The following is a 19140-nucleotide window of genomic DNA, read 5'->3' on the forward strand; positions in this document are numbered from 1 at the left end:
GATAATGTGCTGATCGACGACATCACTCGTAAGTGGCTGGCCGAACATGTCGCTCAGCTTGCCAATGGACGACGCTATGCTGACTCCGTGCTAGTCCTTCAGCAATTTTTTGATGATCGTCGTGCTCGCGGGCTCCTGAACGGACCTCTGGTCGTTTCAGCGATCAATAGAGCTGTTGTGAACGATTTCGTTCAGTGGCGTAAGGCTCAGGGCGTCAGCACCCCGACCATCAGTCGCGACTTAGCTGCCCTGCGAGGGCCGATTAATTGGGCTATTCGGGAGGAGTTGTTATCGCACGGTCCCCGAATCGCCGAGGTCAAGGGAAGCAAGCGACATCGTGAACTCGAGTATAGCCCGGAACAGGTAGCGGCGATCCTCGATGCCGCATTTGCTCTGCCGGAACGGCGGCACGTCCATCTTTACGCCATGATCCACCTGAGCACGCACGGTCGTTCTGAAGCAATTCTGGAACTCGAAGCGGACCAGATTCGTGACGGTCTGATCTTCTTCAACGCTCCCGGCCGAGAACAGACCCGCAAGCGCCGATCGATCGTGCCAATCGCGCCAACCCTAGCGCCTTGGCTGGAGGGGCTTAGCGGCAAAGTCATTCGATACCGCGTGCCGATCGCGCCGGCAAAAAGAGCGGAAGGCGGTCCGGCGTTCCTGGAGCGCGACACGTTCGACATCAGCAGGGCATTCGAAGCTTGTCTTATCGCGGCGCAGATGGCGACCCCGCGTCTTAAGATTGCGAGGCAGGCCAACGACAAAGATGGCCAGCCCATATGGCTGCCTCCGCGGAAGAAACTTGGTGAAACCGAGATGCGTCCGAAAATGGTCGGCATTGGCACGCCGAACACGTTGCGCCACACGATCCACACGTGGCACCAGCGAAGAGGAGTTCCTCAAGCTCAGATTGACGCCGCAGCAGGCCATAGCAGCGAGAGGGGCTCTGGCGCCAACTACACGCACTTGCGGCCAGAGTATCTGAGGGAGTTCATAGATTCGACGGAGGCATTTTGGGCTGAGGTCGGGAAGTACACCGACGCGCATTTGCGATACCAGTGCGATACCAAACGCGCTGCGTAATGCGCAGAATGCCGCTGCGGCGTGAAAACAATGATGAGAAATCAACGGCGTGGGGTGGTGGAGCTGAGGGGAATCGAACCCCTGACCTCTGCAGTGCGATTGCAGCGCTCTCCCATCTGAGCTACAGCCCCGCACGCCGGGCGCTTCCTCTAGCGGGCGGCGCGGTTCGATGCAACAGGCCAAATCGATGGCCGCGGATTTCCGCCGCTCCAAGCGTTACGCTTGCGACCAACCGCCGGTCGTTTTCCGCTGCCATCCCGCCGCTCGTGTCGGAACGGTCGCTGCCAGGCAGGCGTTTTCGCGACATCCTTTCCAACGGGCAAGCCCCGGGAAAATCACAGCAGAGCAGGAGGATGTCATGGGTTACGAACGTAGCAGCCGCTATTATCGGGACGATCAGGACCGGCGCTATGGAAATGGCTATCGCGACGAGGAGCGCGGCTATCGCGGACGGTCCGATTATGATCGCGGCTATGGCGATCGGGGCTATGCGCGGCCGCGCGACTATGACGAGGATCGAGGCTTTTTCGAGCGGGCGGGCGACGAGGTTCGCTCCTGGTTCGGTGACGAGGAGGCCGAGCGTCGGCGGCGCTGGGACGAGCGGCTCCGCGAGCGCGAGGACGAACGGCGCTATGGACCGTCGGGCGGTGGCTTCGCCAGCTCGAGTTCCGGCTATGGCGCACGCGGCGGTTATCTCGGCGGCTCGAGCGGCTATGGATCGGACTATGGCGCAGGCCGCGGTGCGGGAGCGACCAGCAGCTGGGGTCTCGGTGCTGGCCGCGACCATGACGGTTGGGGACAGGATCCCAATTACAGCCAGTGGCGCCGCCGCCAGATGGAAGAGCTCGATCGCGACTATGACGACTATCGCCGCGAAAATCAGAGCCGCTTCGAAAGCGATTTCGGCAGCTGGCGCTCGACGCGTCAGGGGCAGCGTTCGGCGGTTCGTCAGGTCCGCGAGCATCAGGAAGTCGTCGGCTCCGACGGCACGCATGTGGGAACCGTCGACCATGTTCGTGGCGACAGGATCCTGCTGACCAAGACCGATAAGGATGCCGGCGGTCGTCATCATTCGGTGCCCTGCAGCTGGATCGCCGAGGTCGGGACCGAGGTAAAGCTCAACCGCACCGCCGAACAGGCCCAGGCGGCGTGGAAGGACGAGGAGCGGAACGAAGGTCCGCACAACCTCAACCGGGCTTTTTCCGGCACCTATTGATGCCTTTCCGGTCGCATGGCGACTGAAGCAGGGGCCGGTCTTCGGATCGGCCCCTTTTCCTTGCGGTTCGATGACGGTCCCTCTTGATGCGGTGCAACATAGCGCCCACTATGACGATATGGCCGAACCCGACCCCACCAGGCAGGCCGCGACTGGCCTGCCCCTTCCCGACAGCGTGGCGCTGGTGTTGCAAGGCGGTGGTGCGCTGGGCGCCTATCAGGTCGGCGTGTTCGAGGCGCTCGATGCCGCCCGGATCGAGATCGATTGGGTCGCCGGCATTTCCATCGGCGCGGTCAACGCCGCCCTGATTGCGGGCAATCCGTGCGAGCGGAGGCAAGAAAGGTTGCACGCCTTCTGGGACAGGATCACCGAGGCGCTTCCGGCCATTGCGCCGTTCAGCAGTGATTTCGGGGGCGATTTCGGCCGGGAGGCGCTGCATGAAGGCGCAGCCGCGCTGGTCGCGACCTTCGGCGTGCCGGGCTTCTTCCGCCCCCGGCTCATTCCACCGGCCTTCGCGCCGGCCGGCTCGATGGCGGCGCTCAGCGTCTATGACAGCGCGCCATTGCGCGAGACGCTCGATGCGCTGGTCGACTGGGACCTGCTCAACGACGGGCCGATGCGCTTTTCGGTGGGGGCGGTCGAGGTCGAGAGCGGCAATTTCCGCTATTTCGACAACCGCACCGATCGGATCGACGCCCGCCACGTCATGGCGTCGGGCGCTCTTCCGCCGGGCCTGCCGCCGGTCGAGATAGACGGCAAGCTGTGGTGGGACGGGGGGCTCGTCTCGAACACGCCGCTGAGCCATATCGTCGAGAACCAGTCCGGCGACATGCTGGTGTTCCAGGTCGACCTTTTTGCGGCCTCCTCCGAACCTCCACGTACGATCTTCGACGTCATGGCGCGCGAGAAGGAGATCCGCTTCTCCAGCCGCACCCGCCAGATATCCGACCAGTTGATCCGAAGCCGACGGGACCAGCAGATGATCGGCCGGCTGCTCGACAAGCTGCCGCCCGATATGGCCGACGATCCCGACGTCGTCGCTCTGCGCGAACGTGCACGCAGTTCCAGCCTGAGCCTCGTCCAGCTGATCTACCGTGCCAATCGCTGGGAAGGCGGCTCGCGCGACTATGAGTTTTCTCAGCGGACGATGCGCGACCATATCGCGGCCGGCCGCGCCGCCATTGCGGAGACGATGAGCCGGTCCGAACTGCTCGCGCGCAATATCTATGACGGCCGCGCCGCCGCCTTCGATCTTACCCGCTGAATATCCCCTCCAACTGCCCCCCTAAGCTGTCAAAGGAGTCCGCTAGCATGTTCCTCAAGGGCAAGACCGCTCTGATCACCGGTTCCACTTCGGGCATCGGCCTGGCTTATGCCAAGAGCCTCGCTGCCGAGGGCGCGAATGTGGTCATCAACGGTTTCGGCGATGCTGACGCGATCGAGCAGGAGCGCAAGGCGCTCGAGGCAGCGAGCGGCGCAGGCGCCCTCTACAGCGGTCATGATCTCACCAAGGCCGAACAGATCGAGGCGATGATGGCCGAGGCTGCCAAGGCTTTCGGCGGTATCGATATCCTGATCAACAACGCCGGCATGCAGCATGTCGCTCCGGTCGAGGAGTTCCCGGTCGATAAGTGGAACCTCATCATCGCGCTGAACCTGACGAGTGCGTTTCATACGACCCGGCTGGCACTGCCCTGGATGAAGTCGCGCAAATGGGGCCGGATCATTCAGACGGCTTCGGCGCACTCGCTGACAGCGTCGCCGTTCAAGTCGGCCTATGTCACCGCCAAGCATGGTCTGGCCGGCTTCACCAAGACGGTGGCGCTGGAGACGGCGACCTTCGGCATCACCGCCAATTGCATCAGCCCAGGCTATGTGTGGACGCCGCTGGTCGAAAACCAGATTCCGGACACGATGAGGGCGCGCAACATGACGCGCGAACAGGTGATGAACGACGTTCTGCTCGCGGGGCAGCCGACCAAGCAGTTCGTGACGGTCGAGCAGGTCGCTGCCATGGCGCTCTATCTCTGCCGTGACGAAGCGTCTTCGATCACGGGCACCAACATCTCGATCGACGGGGGCTGGACCGCGCAATGATCGTGGAGGCCGTGCTTCCCACCTTTGCGTAAATCGCTGAAATGCTGGGCTTGCCAAGCATGGCGCGGGCAGGCAGGCTGATGCTTTGCAAGGGGCGTGAGGAGACGATTGCTTGCAGTCATCGCGACTCGGTCTGGCTGTTTGCGTGCTGTTCGCGCTGCCGGGCTGCGGCAAGGATGGCGGTGTCGACCGCGCCTCGGCCCCCGACCGCGCACCCGGCTGGCAACGCGTCGCCAGCGCGGCCGACCGTGACCGCATCGCCCGCTGGCGCAGCGCCTGGATAGCCGGTCTCGACAAGGCCCGCAGCAGCAACCCGCAACAGGTCGCGGCGCAGGGCGCGTTGCTGCAACCGGACATGGCGATCGACGACCCGGCTTTGCCTGTCGGTGACTATCGCTGCCGCGTGATCAAGCTGGGCGCGCAGACCAAGGGCCTGCTCGACTATATTGCTTATCCTTATTTCACCTGCCGGGTGACCGCTGATGCGGCCGGCTTGCGCTTCGCCAAGCTCGATGGATCGCAGCGGCCGGTGGGTATGATCTATCCCGACGAAGGCCGCCGCATGATATTCCTCGGCGCGATGTCGCTGGGCGACGAGGCACGACCGCTGCCTTACGGCCGCGACACCGAGCGCGACATGGCCGGCATCGTCGAGCGCATCGGGCCGCAGCGCTGGCGCATCGCCTTTCCCTATCCGCGATGGGAATCCACCATCGACGTCTTCGAACTGATTCCCAAGGGGGTATGATGATCAAATTGATTTCGCTGCTCGCTGCCGGCGCAGCAATGGTCGCCACGCCGCTGCGCGCCGATCCTCTGGCCGACGCGGTCAAGGCCGACATGCCGGGCCTGACCGCCATCTATCGCGATCTGCACATGCATCCGGAGCTGAGCTTCAAGGAGGGACGCAGCGCCGCCATCATGGCGGCGGAGGCAAAGAAGGCGGGCTTCGAGGTCACGAGCGGCGTCGGCGGGACGGGCGTCGTCGCGATCCTGCGCAATGGTCCGGGGCCGGTGCTGCTGCTGCGCGCCGACATGGACGGCCTGCCGGTTACCGAACAGACCGGGCTTGCCTATGCCAGCCAGAATCCGGGTGTAATGCATGCGTGCGGCCACGATACGCATATGGCGAGCTGGATCGGGGTTGCCCGTCGTATGGCCGCGATGAAGGATCGCTGGTCGGGGACGCTCGTCATGGTCGGGCAGCCGGCCGAGGAGATCGGTTCGGGCGCGCGGGCCATGCTCAAGGACGGGCTTTACAGCCGCTTTCCCAAGCCATCGACCGTGATCGCCTTTCACGATTCCGCATCGCTTCCCGCCGGGACGATCGGAACCGTCGACGGCTACATCATGGCGAATGTGGACTCGGTCGACATCCTCGTGAAGGGCGTTGGTGGCCACGGCGCCTATCCGCATCTGGCCAAGGACCCGATCGTGCTCGGCTCGCGGATCGTAACCACCCTGCAGACGCTGATCTCCCGTGAAACAGATCCGCTCGAGTCCGGTGTCGTGACGGTGGGCAGTTTCCAGGCCGGCACCAAGCACAACATCATCCCGCCCGAGGCGAAGCTGCAGATCACGGTGCGCTCCTACACGCCCGAGGTGCGCGAGCATCTGCTCGACGGCATTGCGCGGATCGCCAAGGGGGAGGGGATTGCGGCGGGCCTGCCGGAGGACAAGCTGCCTGTGGTAACGCTGCAGGACCAGCGCACCCCCGCCACCTTCAACACCCATGACGTCACGACCCACATGGTCGATCTGTTCCGCGGTCGTTTCGGTGCGGAGCGGGTCAAGATGATCAAGCCGCAAATGGGTGGCGAGGATTTCAGCGAATTCTATCTTGCCGACAAATCGATCCAGTCGATGCTCTTCTGGGTCGGGGGCGTGCCGCAGGAAAAGTGGAAGGCCGCCGGGGGCGATGTCACGAAGCTGCCGTCGATCCACAGCCCCTTCTGGGCACCCGATGCCGACGCCGTCATTTCGACGGCTGTCGAGGCGATGACGGCGGCGGCGCTGGACGTGCTCAAGAAAGGATAGGCCGTGCCTGCCGCAGGCCTCGTCTCAGGCGAGGGCTGCGGCGATGGCGGATGCGAGCTGGTCGAGCCGATAGGGCTTGGCGATGACCGGTGCATTGTCGAAGCCGCTGCCCGGTGGCAGGCCTTCATAGCCGGTCGCGAAGAGGAAGCGGCGGCCGCTTTCCCTCAGGACATGGGCAACGGCCAGGCTGTTCTCGCTGCCGAGATTGAGGTCGAGCAGGGCGATGTCGAATTCGGTATCCTCGGCCCGGGCCAGCGCTTCGTCGACGTTCGCGGCGACGGCAACCGTCGTGCAGCCGACTTCCTCGAGCATGTCTTCCGCCGTCATCGCGATGATCGTCTCATCCTCGACGATCAGCACACGGGTTCCCGCAGGGGGTTCGGTAGCCATTTCAGTCCTTCTACGAAATTCCCCCTTGAGCGCGTGATGAACGATATATGTTACCGACGCAATCGCCATCGATAGTTCACTAACAGGATTACGCCCGCCAGGCCGGGCCTGACGGGCGTATCTCTTCCTCCCCAGGAAAAGCTCGGTGTCGCAACGGCGGCGTGGCATGGCCGTCAGCGTCTCGACGTGATGGTCTTCTGGCGGCGTTTGCGCCCGCCCGCCATCCCCGGCGGCACGATTTTCATGTGCGTTTGTCCGGCGGTGCGTTAAGGGCTGTGTAATCTTGTAAATATTTTACGGACGATAACATGGCCAAGCAGGGGATCTTCGCCGGACCACGGGTGCGGCGTCTGCGGCGGGATCAGCACCTGACTCAACAGGCGATGGCCGAAATGCTGGGCATTTCCGACAGCTATCTCGCGTTGATCGAAGGCAATCGTCGTCCGCTGACAGCGAGCCTTATCCTGCGTCTGGCCGAGCTCTTCGACTTCGATGTTCGTAGCCTTAGCCAGGAAGAACCCGGCGGCGGTGCTGCAGCGATGCGTCGGCGGCTGGGCGATCCGCTGTTCGCCGACCTTTCGGTCGATCGCGCCGAGCTGGAGGCTTGGATGGACAATGCGCCGGGGGCGGCCGAGGCCTTTGCCCGGCTGTTCGACCGCTGGCGCGAGGGGGGCGGCGTGATGGAGGCCGATGGTCCCTCGCCGGTCGCCAAGGTTCGGCGGGAGATCGAGCGCTGGCGCAACCATTTTGCCGATCTCGACGCCGAGGCGGAAGCGCTGGCCGATGAGTTGCGTATCGGTGCGGGTGATCTCTATGGCGCGATCGCCGAGCGATTGCGGGTGCGTCACCAGCTGGCGATCCGGATCCTGCCGTTCGACGTGATGCCGGACCGGCTGCGTCGGCTCGACCTGCACGCGCGGCAATTGCAGCTGTCAGAACTGCTCGATCCGGCGGCGCGAACTTTCCAGGCGGCCTTCCAGCTCGCCCAGATCGAGGCCAAGGCGGGGATCGAAGCGCTGGTCTCAGGCGCGGCCTTCGGCGACCGTCCGGCTGAGCGGCTCTACCGCCAGCATGTGACATCCTATGTCGCGGCGGCCCTGATGATGCCCTATGGTCGCTTCCTGCGCGCCTGCGAAGCGAGCGGCTATGATATTCAGTTGCTCCAGCGGCGCTTCGGCGCCGGATATGAACAGGTCGCGCACCGGCTGACGACCCTACAAAGGGTCGGCGCGCGCGGGCTTCCCTTCTTCATGCTGCGGATCGACCGGGCCGGGCAGATGTCCAAGGGCTATCCTGGTGCCAGTGGCGCCGCGCTCGTCTATGCGGTCCATCGCTGCCCGCTCTGGGTCATCCATCACGGCTTCAGCCAGCCGGGGAGGCTGCTCCATCAACTGGCCGAACTCGAAGATGGTTCGCGCTGGTTCACCATTGCGCGCAGCGTCCGCCACCATGGCGGCGCGGCGGGCGTGCCCGCAGCCGAACATGTTGTGGCGGTGGGCGTCGCGGCGGAGCATGCGACATCGCTCGCCATTGCCCGCGGCGTGGATTTGTCCGGGCCCGCGGAACGGATCGGACTGGGTTGCACTCACTGCCAGCGGCCCGATTGCGTCCAGCGCGCCGCTCCCCCGGCGGGCAGGGCTGTGACGATCAACGAGCGCGAGCGCGGCTTGGCGCCCTTCTCCTTCGTCGGCGACTGATCAGAAAGGAATGTCGAGCGTGGCGTGGCCGGTGGCTTTCAGCCCCTCGACGATCTTCTTCACCTCCTGGCTTGATCCGCGCGGCAGGATCATCACGGCATCGCGGGTCGCCACCACGATCAGGTCGCGCACGCCGGCGGTCGTGATCACCGGGCCTTCGCTGCGCAGCAGGCAGCCTTCGGTATCGATCGCCAGCACGTCGCCCTTGATCACATTGCCCGATCCGTCGCTGGTACCGAGCGCGTGGAGCGCGTCCCAGCTGCCGACGTCGGACCAGCCCATCTCGACCGGCACGACCGCCACGCGATCGGCCTTCTCCATAACCGCATAATCGATCGATTCCGATTTGGCCGACAGGAAGGCGTCGGCAGCAGGGATCACCATCCGGCCTTCGCGTGCGGCATCGCTCAGCGAGGCGCGGACGGCGGCGACCATCTCGGGTTCGAACTGCTCCAGCGCCACCAGATAGGCATCGGCCCGGAACAGGAAGATGCCACCATTCCAGCTATAATTGCCGTCGGCCAGATAGTCGCTCGCCCGCTCGATCGACGGCTTTTCGACGAAGGCGTCGACCTTCTGCACGCCAGGCGCGACCGCCTCGCCCCGGCGGATATAGCCATAGCCGGTCTCGGGTTTGTCCGGCGTGATGCCGAAGGTGATGAGCCAGCCCTGCTCGACCAGGGGCAGGGCAGCAGCGATAGCTGCATGGAAGGCGGGCACATCCTCGATCACATGGTCGCTGGGCATCACCAGAAGCGGCGTTTCAGGCGCGACCTCGAGCGCTGCCAGTGCGATGGCGGGCGCCGTGTTGCGGCCGGCCGGTTCCAATATGATCGCGCGCGGTGCTTCCTCGGCCAGTTGCTGCGCGATCTCGGTCGCGTGCAGGGCGTTGGTGACGATGATCGGTGCGGCGAAGTGGGCTGCGTCGCGGCAGCGGTCGGATGTCATCTGCAGCATGGTCCGCTCGCAGGTCAGCGGGAGCAGTTGCTTGGGCCGGTGCGACCGTGAAAGGGGCCAGAGCCGCGTGCCCGATCCACCCGAGAGGATGACCGGGGTGATTATGGTGGTGGAAATGACGGGCTCCATGGTCCAGAAGAAGATGTCGTTATCCGACAGGTAACGGACTGGCGGCAAGGGGGTTTCATGAAGGTGGGGGCTGAACCGATGGTGCGGCATCGGCGATGGTGAGGCTGTTCAAACATTATGTCGCCTACCCGGTCATCCTGCTGTGCGTGATCGACCTTGCGGTGCTGTTGCTGGTGGCCGAAGCCGGCTGGGTGCTGCGCCTGCGCCAGATCGGCAGCATTCCGGGGCCGGTGTGGGACAGGGCCCCCCAACTGATCACCTTCGCGCTGGCCATCCAGGCATCGATGATCGGGGTCGGCTGCTATTCGCCCGAATCCGTCAAGAACATGCGCTTTGCCGCCGCGCGCCTGCTCGTCGCGATCTCGCTCGGCGTCATCCTGATGTCGGTGCTTTTTTTCATTCTCCCCGAACTCACCCTGTGGCGCTCCAATTCGCTCTACTCGATGGTGCTGGCGGTCGTCCTGCTGATGATGGTCCGGGTGCTCCTCGGCGGTTTCTTCAGCGGCGATGTGTTCAAGCGCCGGGTGCTGCTGCTCGGCGCGGGGCGCCGGGGGAAGCGCGTCGTCGACCTGGAACACCGGGTCGGGTCGGGCTTTCGGATCGTCGGCTGCGTCGACATGCAGGACGCTCCGGCGCAGGTGTCGGGCGCCGTGATCCGCACCGACGTCGCCAGCCTGCATGATCTTGTCGATCGCGTGGAGGCGCAGGAGGTGGTGCTGGCGCTCGACGAGCGGCGCAACACCGTGCCGGTCGACGCTTTGCTGCGTCTGAAGACGACCGGCGTCCACATCATCGATATTTCCGATTTTCTCGAACGCGAGATGGGCCGGATCGATCTCGACACCGTCCGCCCGTCGACGCTGATCTTCTCCGACGGATTCTCGTCCGGGCGGCAATTGTCGGCGGTGCTGAAGCGCGGCTTCGATCTGCTGGTCAGTGCGCTGATCCTGTTGATCACGGCGCCGGTGATCCTGCTTACGGCTCTGATCGTCAAGATCGACAGCCCCGGGCCGGCCTTTTACCGGCAGATCCGCGTCGGACGCTATGGCGAGACCTTCGAAATCCTGAAACTGCGCTCGATGCGGCAGGACGCCGAAGCCGGCGGCAATGCGATCTGGGCGCAGAAGGGCGATCCGCGCGTCACCCGCATCGGCCGGATCATCCGCCTGATCCGGGTCGACGAACTGCCCCAGCTGTGGACCGTGCTGAAGGGGGATATGAGCTTCGTCGGGCCGCGCCCGGAACGGCCCGAGTTCGTCCAGGAGCTTGAGCAGCAAATCCCCCTCTACGCCGAGCGGCATATGGTGAAGCCCGGCATCACCGGCTGGGCGCAGATCAACTATCCCTATGGCGCCAGCCTCGACGATGCCCGCCACAAGCTCGAATATGATCTCTACTATACCAAGAATTACAGCCCGTTCCTCGACGTGCTGATCATTCTCCAGACGATCCGCGTCCTGCTCTGGGCGGAGGGAGCGCGCTAGGCGATGGCGCGGGGGCTCGAAGCCGCGATGCTGGCCCAGCAGGCGGCCCAGCCCAGCGTCTATTCCGACGCCCTGCCCGCGCCGCTCGTCTTCGGTACGATCCAGTGGAGTCATGCGCTGGCGGCGATCATGTTCGCGGCGCTGGTCTGCTGGCAGGCGACCGTCCGCACCGGGGGCGCGCGGCGCGTCATGCTCACGGTCGCAGGCGCGCTGACGGCGCTCTGGTGTGTGCTGGTTGCGAAGGACGGTGCGGCGAGCATCACGGCCAACGTCGCCAAGAGCCTCGTCGATGCGGCGTGGCTCGGCTTTCTCTTCGCCCTCCAGCCGCCCGTGGCGCGCGAGCATCGCCAGCCGCTGATCCTGGCCATCTATGTGCTGCTCGGCGGGCTGATCGCGACGACCGTGGTCATGAAGCTGCTGCCGCTGGCCTTCGACGGCAGCCCGCGCATCCAGACCGGCCTGTTCCTGACCGATCAGTCGATCCGCGCCTTCATCGCGATCGGTGGGCTGTGTCTGCTGCACAATCTTTATGCGGCGGCCTCGCCCGAGGTGCGCATCCGCATCGCCTCGCCGATGCTCGCACTGGCGCTGCTCTGGACGTTCGACCTCAATCTGGCGACCGTCGCCTATCTGATGAGCGCCTGGCCGATGTGGCTGTTCGGGCTGCGCGGCATAGTGCTGATGATGATAGCGCCGCTGCTGGTCACGGCGGGACGCTTCGCCACGCTCGACCGCGTGCGCGTCTCGCGGGGCGCGCGTTTCCAGACGATCACGCTCGTCCTGAGCGGCGCCTATCTTGCGTTGATGCTGCTCGTGGCCCGGCTGCTCGCGGTCGTGGCGGCGGTGCGCTGGCTGCCGCAGGTGACGATCGCGGCGGCGGTACTGGCCGTCGCTCTCTCGCTCTTTCCGTCCAGCCGTTATCGCCGCCGCCTCAAGAAGGCGATGGCGCGTCGCCTGTTTCAGCATCGCTACGATTATCGCGTCGAATGGCGGCGCTTCACCGAGACGCTTGGCCGGCCCGGTGAAGCCGCGCCCGCGCTGGCCGAGCGCACGGTGAAGGCGGTGGCCGACATATTGGATGCGCCCGGCGGGCTGTTGCTGCTTGCGTCCGAGCAGGGCGGGCTGATGGCCTCGGCGCGGTGGAACTGGCCGGGGCTCGATGCGCCGCTCCATGCCGCGCCCGCCGATCTGACGAGCCACCTGGAGCGCGGGGAGATCGTCGATCTTGCAGGCGAACCCGGCGGCGATCTGCCGGCCGTGCCGCTTCCCGAATGGATGCGCGGTGAGGCGAGCGCCTGGGTGCTCGTGCCACTGATCCACTTCGACCGGCTGGTGGGCGCGGTCCTGCTCGAACGCCCTGCCGCCCCGCGCCTGCTCGACGAGGAGGATCATGATCTGCTGCGCGTCGCCGGGCGACAGGTCGCCAGCTATCTCGCCGAGGCGCGGGGGCAGGAGGCGCTGTCGGACGCACGCCGCTTCGACGAGTTCAACCGGCGCTTCGCCTTCATCATGCATGACATCAAGAATCTGGTGAGCCAGCTCAGCCTGCTCGCCCGCAACGCCGAGCGCCACGCCGACAAACCCGAATTCCGCGCGGACATGATCGACACGCTGCGCAATTCGGTCGACAAGATGAACGATATGCTGGCCCGCCTCTCGCAACATCACCGCGCCCGCCCCGACGAGCCGGCGCCGCACGCGCTGCGCATGCTGGTGGAGGAGGCGGTCAGGGACCGGGTCGACGCGGCCAGGGTCCATATCGTCAGCCAGGACGACGTCTCTGCCTCGGTCGATCCCGACCGCTTCGGCCAGGCGCTGGGCCATCTCGTCCAGAATGCGATCGATGCGAGCCCGTCGGGAAGACCGGTGGAGGTGCGTCTGCTGCGCCGTGACGCACAGGCGGTCGTCGAGGTCGTCGACCAGGGATGCGGCATGGCGCCCGAGTTCATCCGCACCCGCCTTTTTCACCCCTTTTCGTCGACCAAGCAGGGCGGGTTCGGTATCGGCACCTATGAGGCGCGCGAGATTGTCGCGTCGATGGGCGGAAGGATCGACGTGCACAGCCGCGAGGGAGAGGGGAGCCGCTTCGCCATCCTGCTGCCCGAGGTGCCGCTGACCGGCCCGTCTGCCGACAAAGAGGAGGCTCGCGCATGAGCAGCCCCCGCCAGCGTCTGTTGATCGTCGAGGATGACGAGGGGCTGCAGAAGCAGCTGCGCTGGGCGTTCGAAGATTATGAAGTGGTGTCTGCGACGACGCGGGCGGCCGCGATCGATGCCCTGCGCCATTATGAGCCGGCGGTCGTCACCCTCGATCTGGGCCTGCCGCCCGATCCCGACGGGACCAGCGAGGGGTTCGCGACGCTCGACGCCATCCTCTCGCTCAAGCCCGACACCAAGGTCATCGTCGCATCGGGCCATGGCGCGCGCGAAGGCGCGCTGCGGGCGATCGCGGCGGGTGCCTATGATTATTATCATAAGCCGGTCGAGATCGACGAACTGGGCCTGATCGTCGCCCGTGCCTTCCAGTTGCACGATCTGGAGCGCGAAAATGCCCGGCTCCAGGCGCAGCAGGGCGTCGACGAGGATAGCGGGCTGCTGACCAACGACCCTGCCATGCTCAAGGTCGTCCGCACGATCGAGCGGGTCGCCAATACCGACGTGTCGGTGATGCTGCTCGGCGCCAGCGGCACCGGCAAGGAAGTGCTGGCACGGATGGTCCACCGGGCGAGCAAGCGCGCCGCCGGGGCCTTCGTCGCGATCAACTGCGCGGCGATCCCGGAGAATCTGCTCGAGGCCGAGCTGTTCGGCTATGAGAAGGGGGCCTTCACCGGGGCGATCAAGACCACCGAGGGCAAGATCGAACTGGCGCAGGGCGGCACGCTGTTCCTCGACGAGGTCGGCGACATCCCGCTGCCGTTGCAGGTCAAGCTGCTGCGCTTCCTGCAGGAGCGGGTGATCGAACGGATCGGGAGCCGCAAGGCGATTGCGGTCGACACGCGCATCGTCTGCGCCACCCACCAGAATCTCGAAGCGATGATCGGCGAGGGGCGCTTCCGCGAAGATCTCTATTACCGTCTCGCCGAGATCGTCGTGCGCATCCCGACATTGGCCGAACGCCCCGGCGACGCGCTGCTGATCGCCCGCGCGCTGCTTCGCCGGCTGGCGCGCGAGATGGGCTCGCCGGTCAAGGGCTTCGCGCCCGACGCGCTGGCGGCAATCGACGGCTGGCGCTGGCCGGGCAATGTCCGCGAGCTGGAGAGCAAGCTCAAGCGCGCCGTCATCATGGCTGACGGCAAGCTGGTCACCGCCGACGACCTCGATCTCGCACCCGAACGCGAGGATGGCGGCTATCTCAACCTGAAAGCCGTCCGCGAAGTCGCCGACCGCACCGCGATCAGCCGCGCGCTGGCCCGCAGCGAGGGCAATATCTCGAGCGCCGCGAAGATGCTCGGGATCAGCCGGCCGACGTTGTACGATCTGCTCAAGCAATATGGGATGGAAGCGTGAAGGCGCGCCAGCCCTCCTCATTCGTCATTCCCGCGAAGGCGGGAATCCACGGACGGCGGTACGTTCGACAACACTACGTCCCGTGACCGTGGATTCCCGCCTGCGCAGGAATGACGCCGGGCTGGGTTGTCCCTTTCGTTGTGCCTTCAGCAAGTGAGCGCCTGCGCTCCGATTCCAGTACTCCGCCGCGCGTACCGCGCCAGCTTTCGCTGGAATGCGATCGGGCCGACCGCTATCTCGCTCCCATGACTGATCCCGACACGCTCCGCCGCATCGCCGACGCCCTCGAACGCCTCGCGCCGCCGCCGGCGCCGCATGCCGATCCGGTGGCGCACCCGGCTTATGTCTGGCGGGACCATGGGCTGGCGGCGGCACGGGCCTTTGCGCCGTTGCCGCTCGACCTGCTGACGGGGATCGACGCGCAGAAGGCCGCTCTCCTCGAAAATGCGCGGCGGCTGGCGCAGGGGGCGGCGGCGCATGACGTGCTGCTCTGGGGCGCACGCGGGGCGGGAAAGTCGGCGCTGGTCAAGGCGGCGGTCGGGCATCTGGGCGGCGAAGGGCATGACATCGCCCTGATCGAAATTGCGGGCGAGAAGATCGAGGACCTGCCGCGCCTGTTCGCGCTGATCGCGGAGGTGCCGCGCGCCTTCCTGCTGTTCATCGACGATCTCGGCTTCGACGAGGAAGCGGGCGGGCATGGCCCACGCGTCCTGCGCTCGATGCTGGAGGGTGGGGCCGAAGCGCGTCCGGCCAATGCGCGGCTGCACGTCACCGCCAATCGCCGCCACATCGTGCCGCGCGACCTGAAGGTACAGGACAGCGCGATCAATCCGCGCGACGTGGTCGACGACAAGCTGGCGCTGGCCGACCGTTTCGGCCTCTCCCTCGGCTTCCACGTCTGCGACCAGGACGCCTATGTCGCGATGGTGAAGGGCTATGCCGACCGCTATGGGCTCGGTTTCGAGCCGCTCGACGCGATCGCATGGGCCACCCAGCGGGGCAGCCGCTCGGGGCGTGTCGCCTGGCAATATGTGGTCGAACTGGCGGGGCGGGCCGGCAAGGCGCTCTGACGCGCGTTCAGCTTCCGCCGCCGGGCAGCCGCACGCGAATCTGAAGGCCGCCTAGATCCTCGCTTTCCTCGAGGCTGATCGATCCGCCATAGATGCCGATCACGTCGCGCACGATGGCGAGGCCTAGGCCCGTGCCCGGCTTGCCCGTATCGAGCCGTGCGCCGCGCTCGAACAACTTGCCCCGTTCGGCCTCCGGGATGCCGGGGCCGTCGTCCTCGATCAATATCTCGACCTGCTCGGCCTTGCGGTTGCCCGGCAGGTCGCGGACGACGCGGCCGACCGTCACGAAGACGCGGCCTTGGCCATATTTGGCGGCATTCTCGATCAGATTGCCGAGGATTTCGTCGAGGTCCTGCCGCTCGACATGGACGATCGCCTCCTTGTCGCCGGCCAGATCGACCGTGACGTGCCGGTGCATCCGGTTGACCGCGCGCTCGACCGCCTTGAGCGAAGGCCAGACCTCGGCACGGGCCTGGGCGTTGGCGCGGCGTCCGACCGCGCGGGCGCGGGCGAGATGGTGGTCGACCTGCCGCCGCATCATCGTCGTCGACCGCACGACCGTCTCCGCCAGCTCGGGCGTGTTGGCGGTCGCCTCGTTCATCAGCACGGTCAGCGGGGTCTTCAGGGCATGGGCGAGGTTGCCGGCGTGGCGCCGCGCCTCCTCGGCCTGCCGTTCATTGTGTGCGAGCAGTTCGTTGAGCTCGTCGACGAGCGGCTGGACCTCGTTCGGAAAGCGCGCCTCGATCCGTGAACTGATGCCCGAACTTACCGAGGCGACCGCCCGGCGCAGGCTGCGCAGCGGCCACAGGCCATAGGTCGCCTGCAGCGCGGCGAGGATGATCAGGCCGAGCCCCAATATCGCGAAGGAGCGGACCAGCGTTCGCCGCAGCACCGCTATCTGATCGTCGAGCGCGGCGCGACTGGCGGCGACCTCGAAGCGCCATTCGGTGTCCGAGCCGGGCAGGCGTATCTCGCGGTCGAGCACGCGCAGCGGCTCGCCATCGAACTCGTCGCTATTGTCGACGTGCAGCGCGCGGCCATGATGCTTGGCGTCCTGGCGGAGCGCCCGGTCCCACAGCGAGCGTGATCGGAAGGGCTCGTGACCCGGCCCGGAGACTTGCCAGTAAAGCCCCGAATAGGGCTCCAGAAAGCGCTGGTCGCCGAGTGGCCGGTTGAAGCGGACCTCGCCATCGGGGCCGATCTCGGCCGATCCGATCATCGCGTTCAGCACATATTCGAGCTGGCCGTCGAAATTGCGGGTGATCGCCTCGCTCAGCACCCGGTCGAGGGCAAAGCCCCCGCCGACGAGCAGGACGATGATCCACAGCGCCGCAATCGAGATCATGCGGCGGGTAAGGGAGCCGGTCGAATGGCGCCGGGGGCCGGCCTCTCGCGAGAGCCAGCCCTTGAAAGCGGCCGGCATCGCCTTAAGCGGGATCATCCAGCGAATAGCCGAGCCCACGGATGGTCGTGATCACATCCTGGCCCAGCTTCTTGCGGATACGGGTGACGAAGACTTCGATCGTGTTGGAGTCGCGATCGAAATCCTGATCGTAGATATGCTCGATCAGCTCGGTGCGGCTGACGACCTTGCCCTTGTGGTGGAGCAGATAGCTGAGCAGCTTATATTCCTGCGCGGTCAGCTTCACCGGCTCGCCAGCCAGCGTCACCTTGCCGCTGCGCGTATCGAGGCGCACATCGCCGGCGGTCAGTTCGGACGAGGCGTTGCCCGAAGCGCGGCGGATCAGCGCGCGCAGGCGGGCGATCAGCTCTTCGGTCTGGAAGGGCTTGGTCAGATAGTCGTCGGCGCCCGCATCGAGCCCCGCGACCTTGTCGGACCAGCTGTCGCGCGCCGTCAACACCAGCACGGGAACATCGCGACCCTCGCGGCGCCAGCGATCGAGCACGGTCAGGCCGTCGACTTCGGGCAGGCCGAGATCGAGGATGATCGCGTCATAGCTTTCGGTCGACCCCAGGAAATGCCCATCCTCGCCGTCGGTGGCGAGGTCGATGGCATAGCCGGCGCCTTCGAGCGTGGCGCGCAGCTGGCGCCCCAGATTCGGTTCATCCTCGACGATAAGGACGCGCATTGCTTCCCCTTTTCAGAACCCCATCCGGGGTCGAGTTCATTGGCCGACGCGACCCAGTTCGCGACCGGTGCGGCCGTCCATGTCCATCCATATCACCGAACCGCCCCGCTGAAACTTGAAACGGTAGCGTCCGGTTCCCGGATCGAATTCGGAACCGATCATGCGGCCCTCGACGCGACCCTGCGCGCGGGCGCGCATTTCGGAATAGGGAAGATATTCGCCCGACTGCACGCCTGCGCGCAGGGCATCCTGTTCGGGCACGCGATTCCGGTCCGCCGAAGCGGGCGACGCGGCAACGAAAAGCAACGCCAGCGAGAGGGCGGCAACGGGGTTACGCATTGACATGGGGTATAGGCATAGGGTCATGGGCTTGAATAGGGCATGAATGTTCGTGCTTCGGCAGAAAGCCCACACCTGTTGCATCAGTAAGACACATGTCCGCTCCCATACTTTCCTATCAGAATCTTGGCGTCGTGCAGGGCAGCGGTTGGCTGTTCCGGGGTCTCGACATCAATATCGCGCCGCGCGACCGGCTGGCCCTGATCGGGCGCAACGGCGCGGGCAAGACGACATTGCTCAAGCTGCTCGCCGGAAAGATCGATTCCGACGAGGGGCTGCGCACGATCGTGCCCGGCACCCGTGTCATCATGCTCGAGCAGGAGCCGTCGATGGCGGGGCATGCGACGCTGCGCGACTTCGCGCTGGCGGGCGCCGATGCGCCGCCGGCCCATGTCGTCGAGGCGATAGCCAGCCAGATCGGGATCGATCTCGACCGCGAGGCGGCCACGGCCAGCGGCGGCGAGCGTCGCCGTGCTGCCATCGCCCGCGCGCTGGCACAGGAGCCCGAGGTGCTGCTGCTCGACGAGCCGACGAACCATCTCGACCTCGCCGCGATCGAATGGCTCGAAGCCTGGCTCGGCCGCTTCGGCGGCGCGTTCGTCGTGATCAGCCATGATCGCACCTTCCTGACCCGCCTCACCAAGCAGACGCTGTGGCTCGATCGCGGTTCCATCCGGCGCAACGAAGTCGGCTTCGGCGGCTTCGAGGCGTGGACCGAAAAGGTCTATGAAGACGAGGCCCGCAACGCCGAGCGGCTCGACGCGCGGCTGAAGCTGGAGGAGCATTGGCTGCACCGTGGCGTCACCGCGCGGCGCAAGCGCAACCAGGGCCGGCTCACCAAGCTGATCGAGATGCGCGCGGCCCGCAAGGCGATGATGGGCCCGCAGGGAACGGCGAAGCTCTCGATCGGGGCCGACGACGTCAAGACCAAGGTCGTGATCGACGCCGAGCACGTCACCAAGGCCTTTGGCGACCGCACGATCATCCGCGACCTGACGTTCCGGATCACGCGGGGCGACCGGATCGGTGTCGTCGGCGCGAA

General features: G+C 65.8%; 17 protein-coding genes and 1 tRNA gene. 12 read left to right on the top strand and 6 right to left on the bottom strand.

The features are described from left to right. The coding region (locus KAY22_RS12705; protein ID WP_296623824.1) for a site-specific integrase at positions 1 to 1086 on the top strand (1086 nt) is incomplete at its 5' end. A 55-nt stretch (positions 1087 to 1141) separates the two neighbouring features. Here the strand turns inward: KAY22_RS12705 and KAY22_RS12710 are convergent. Beyond that, positions 1142 to 1217, bottom strand: a tRNA-Ala gene (locus tag KAY22_RS12710). A 227-nt stretch (positions 1218 to 1444) separates the two neighbouring features. Between KAY22_RS12710 and KAY22_RS12715 the strand changes: the two genes are divergently transcribed. The 5 genes from KAY22_RS12715 (at position 1445) to KAY22_RS12735 (ending at position 6436) form a co-directional block, all read left to right on the top strand. Then, positions 1445 to 2302 carry a DUF2171 domain-containing protein gene (locus tag KAY22_RS12715; protein WP_296623825.1) on the top strand — a complete coding sequence of 286 codons (858 nt, stop codon included), beginning with the start codon at positions 1445 to 1447 and terminating at the stop codon, positions 2300 to 2302. A gap of 118 nt (positions 2303 to 2420) precedes the next feature. Continuing rightward, complete coding sequence (locus tag KAY22_RS12720; RefSeq protein WP_296623837.1) at positions 2421 to 3566, top strand: patatin-like phospholipase family protein; 1146 nt, start codon at positions 2421 to 2423, stop codon at positions 3564 to 3566. Between the two features lie 47 nt (positions 3567 to 3613). Beyond that, positions 3614 to 4399 carry a 3-hydroxybutyrate dehydrogenase gene (locus tag KAY22_RS12725; protein WP_296623826.1) on the top strand — a complete coding sequence of 262 codons (786 nt, stop codon included), beginning with the start codon at positions 3614 to 3616 and terminating at the stop codon, positions 4397 to 4399. A gap of 112 nt (positions 4400 to 4511) precedes the next feature. Further along, positions 4512 to 5147: a DUF4893 domain-containing protein gene (locus KAY22_RS12730; RefSeq protein ID WP_296623827.1), complete on the top strand. Its 636-nt coding sequence runs from the start codon at positions 4512 to 4514 to the stop codon at positions 5145 to 5147. Beyond that, entirely contained in the window at positions 5147 to 6436 is a 1290-nt protein-coding gene (locus KAY22_RS12735; protein WP_296623828.1) for an amidohydrolase, read from the top strand. Before KAY22_RS12730 ends, KAY22_RS12735 begins: the two co-directional genes overlap by 1 nt. Positions 6437 to 6460: 24 nt before the next feature. On the opposite strand, the gene KAY22_RS12740 is transcribed toward KAY22_RS12735, so the two are convergent. Next, on the bottom strand, positions 6461 to 6826 hold the full coding sequence (locus KAY22_RS12740; RefSeq protein WP_296623829.1) for a response regulator: 366 nt from the start codon (positions 6824 to 6826) through the stop codon (positions 6461 to 6463). Between the two features lie 308 nt (positions 6827 to 7134). Here KAY22_RS12740 and KAY22_RS12745 point away from each other — a divergent pair, with 308 nt between their 5' ends. Next, positions 7135 to 8523 (top strand): short-chain fatty acyl-CoA regulator family protein, encoded by a 1389-nt coding sequence (locus tag KAY22_RS12745; protein ID WP_296623830.1) that lies wholly within the window; start codon positions 7135 to 7137, stop codon positions 8521 to 8523. On the opposite strand, the gene KAY22_RS12750 is transcribed toward KAY22_RS12745, so the two are convergent. Beyond that, positions 8524 to 9609 (bottom strand): mannose-1-phosphate guanylyltransferase/mannose-6-phosphate isomerase, encoded by a 1086-nt coding sequence (locus KAY22_RS12750; protein ID WP_296623838.1) that lies wholly within the window; start codon positions 9607 to 9609, stop codon positions 8524 to 8526. A 95-nt stretch (positions 9610 to 9704) separates the two neighbouring features. Between KAY22_RS12750 and KAY22_RS12755 the strand changes: the two genes are divergently transcribed. From KAY22_RS12755 to KAY22_RS12770, 4 genes are all read left to right on the top strand, one after another. Further along, positions 9705 to 11093, top strand: coding sequence for a TIGR03013 family XrtA/PEP-CTERM system glycosyltransferase (locus KAY22_RS12755; RefSeq protein WP_296623831.1), 1389 nt, complete (start codon positions 9705 to 9707; stop codon positions 11091 to 11093). A 3-nt stretch (positions 11094 to 11096) separates the two neighbouring features. Further along, positions 11097 to 13247 (top strand): XrtA/PEP-CTERM system histidine kinase PrsK, encoded by a 2151-nt coding sequence (gene prsK, locus KAY22_RS12760; protein ID WP_296623832.1) that lies wholly within the window; start codon positions 11097 to 11099, stop codon positions 13245 to 13247. Continuing rightward, positions 13244 to 14599 carry a PEP-CTERM-box response regulator transcription factor gene (gene prsR / locus KAY22_RS12765; protein ID WP_296623833.1) on the top strand — a complete coding sequence of 452 codons (1356 nt, stop codon included), beginning with the start codon at positions 13244 to 13246 and terminating at the stop codon, positions 14597 to 14599. The genes prsK and prsR overlap by 4 nt, the downstream gene beginning before the upstream one ends. A gap of 245 nt (positions 14600 to 14844) precedes the next feature. Continuing rightward, positions 14845 to 15669 (top strand): ATP-binding protein, encoded by an 825-nt coding sequence (locus KAY22_RS12770; protein ID WP_296623834.1) that lies wholly within the window; start codon positions 14845 to 14847, stop codon positions 15667 to 15669. A gap of 7 nt (positions 15670 to 15676) precedes the next feature. Here the strand turns inward: KAY22_RS12770 and KAY22_RS12775 are convergent, their stop codons facing one another. The 3 genes from KAY22_RS12775 to KAY22_RS12785 are packed head-to-tail and all read right to left on the bottom strand — an operon-like array spanning position 15677 to position 18104. After that, complete coding sequence (locus tag KAY22_RS12775; RefSeq protein ID WP_296623839.1) at positions 15677 to 17092, bottom strand: sensor histidine kinase; 1416 nt, start codon at positions 17090 to 17092, stop codon at positions 15677 to 15679. Positions 17093 to 17096: 4 nt separating this feature from the next. Further along, positions 17097 to 17759 (bottom strand): response regulator transcription factor, encoded by a 663-nt coding sequence (locus tag KAY22_RS12780; protein WP_165323976.1) that lies wholly within the window; start codon positions 17757 to 17759, stop codon positions 17097 to 17099. Positions 17760 to 17795: 36 nt separating this feature from the next. After that, positions 17796 to 18104 (bottom strand): PepSY domain-containing protein, encoded by a 309-nt coding sequence (locus KAY22_RS12785; protein ID WP_296623835.1) that lies wholly within the window; start codon positions 18102 to 18104, stop codon positions 17796 to 17798. 89 nt (positions 18105 to 18193) lie between these two features. Between KAY22_RS12785 and KAY22_RS12790 the strand changes: the two genes are divergently transcribed. Continuing rightward, the coding region (locus tag KAY22_RS12790) for an ATP-binding cassette domain-containing protein (RefSeq protein ID WP_296623836.1) at positions 18194 to 19140 on the top strand (947 nt) is incomplete at its 3' end.

Source organism: Rhizorhabdus sp. (assembly GCF_018006725.1).
GTDB lineage: Bacteria > Pseudomonadota > Alphaproteobacteria > Sphingomonadales > Sphingomonadaceae > Rhizorhabdus.

What these genes read in the sequence shown, in the direction of transcription:
- KAY22_RS12775 (WP_296623839.1), bottom strand. Translation starts at nt 17,092, where the DNA reads ATGCCGGCCGCTTTCAAGGGCTGGCTCTCGCGAGAGGCCGGCCCCCGG.
- KAY22_RS12725 (WP_296623826.1), top strand. Translation starts at nt 3,614, where the DNA reads ATGTTCCTCAAGGGCAAGACCGCTCTGATCACCGGTTCCACTTCGGGC.
- KAY22_RS12740 (WP_296623829.1), bottom strand. Translation starts at nt 6,826, where the DNA reads ATGGCTACCGAACCCCCTGCGGGAACCCGTGTGCTGATCGTCGAGGAT.
- KAY22_RS12715 (WP_296623825.1), top strand. Translation starts at nt 1,445, where the DNA reads ATGGGTTACGAACGTAGCAGCCGCTATTATCGGGACGATCAGGACCGG.
- KAY22_RS12735 (WP_296623828.1), top strand. Translation starts at nt 5,147, where the DNA reads ATGATCAAATTGATTTCGCTGCTCGCTGCCGGCGCAGCAATGGTCGCC.
- prsR (WP_296623833.1), top strand. Translation starts at nt 13,244, where the DNA reads ATGAGCAGCCCCCGCCAGCGTCTGTTGATCGTCGAGGATGACGAGGGG.
- KAY22_RS12770 (WP_296623834.1), top strand. Translation starts at nt 14,845, where the DNA reads ATGACTGATCCCGACACGCTCCGCCGCATCGCCGACGCCCTCGAACGC.
- KAY22_RS12780 (WP_165323976.1), bottom strand. Translation starts at nt 17,759, where the DNA reads ATGCGCGTCCTTATCGTCGAGGATGAACCGAATCTGGGGCGCCAGCTG.
- KAY22_RS12750 (WP_296623838.1), bottom strand. Translation starts at nt 9,609, where the DNA reads ATGGAGCCCGTCATTTCCACCACCATAATCACCCCGGTCATCCTCTCG.
- KAY22_RS12755 (WP_296623831.1), top strand. Translation starts at nt 9,705, where the DNA reads ATGGTGAGGCTGTTCAAACATTATGTCGCCTACCCGGTCATCCTGCTG.
- KAY22_RS12720 (WP_296623837.1), top strand. Translation starts at nt 2,421, where the DNA reads ATGGCCGAACCCGACCCCACCAGGCAGGCCGCGACTGGCCTGCCCCTT.
- KAY22_RS12785 (WP_296623835.1), bottom strand. Translation starts at nt 18,104, where the DNA reads ATGTCAATGCGTAACCCCGTTGCCGCCCTCTCGCTGGCGTTGCTTTTC.
- KAY22_RS12745 (WP_296623830.1), top strand. Translation starts at nt 7,135, where the DNA reads ATGGCCAAGCAGGGGATCTTCGCCGGACCACGGGTGCGGCGTCTGCGG.
- prsK (WP_296623832.1), top strand. Translation starts at nt 11,097, where the DNA reads ATGGCGCGGGGGCTCGAAGCCGCGATGCTGGCCCAGCAGGCGGCCCAG.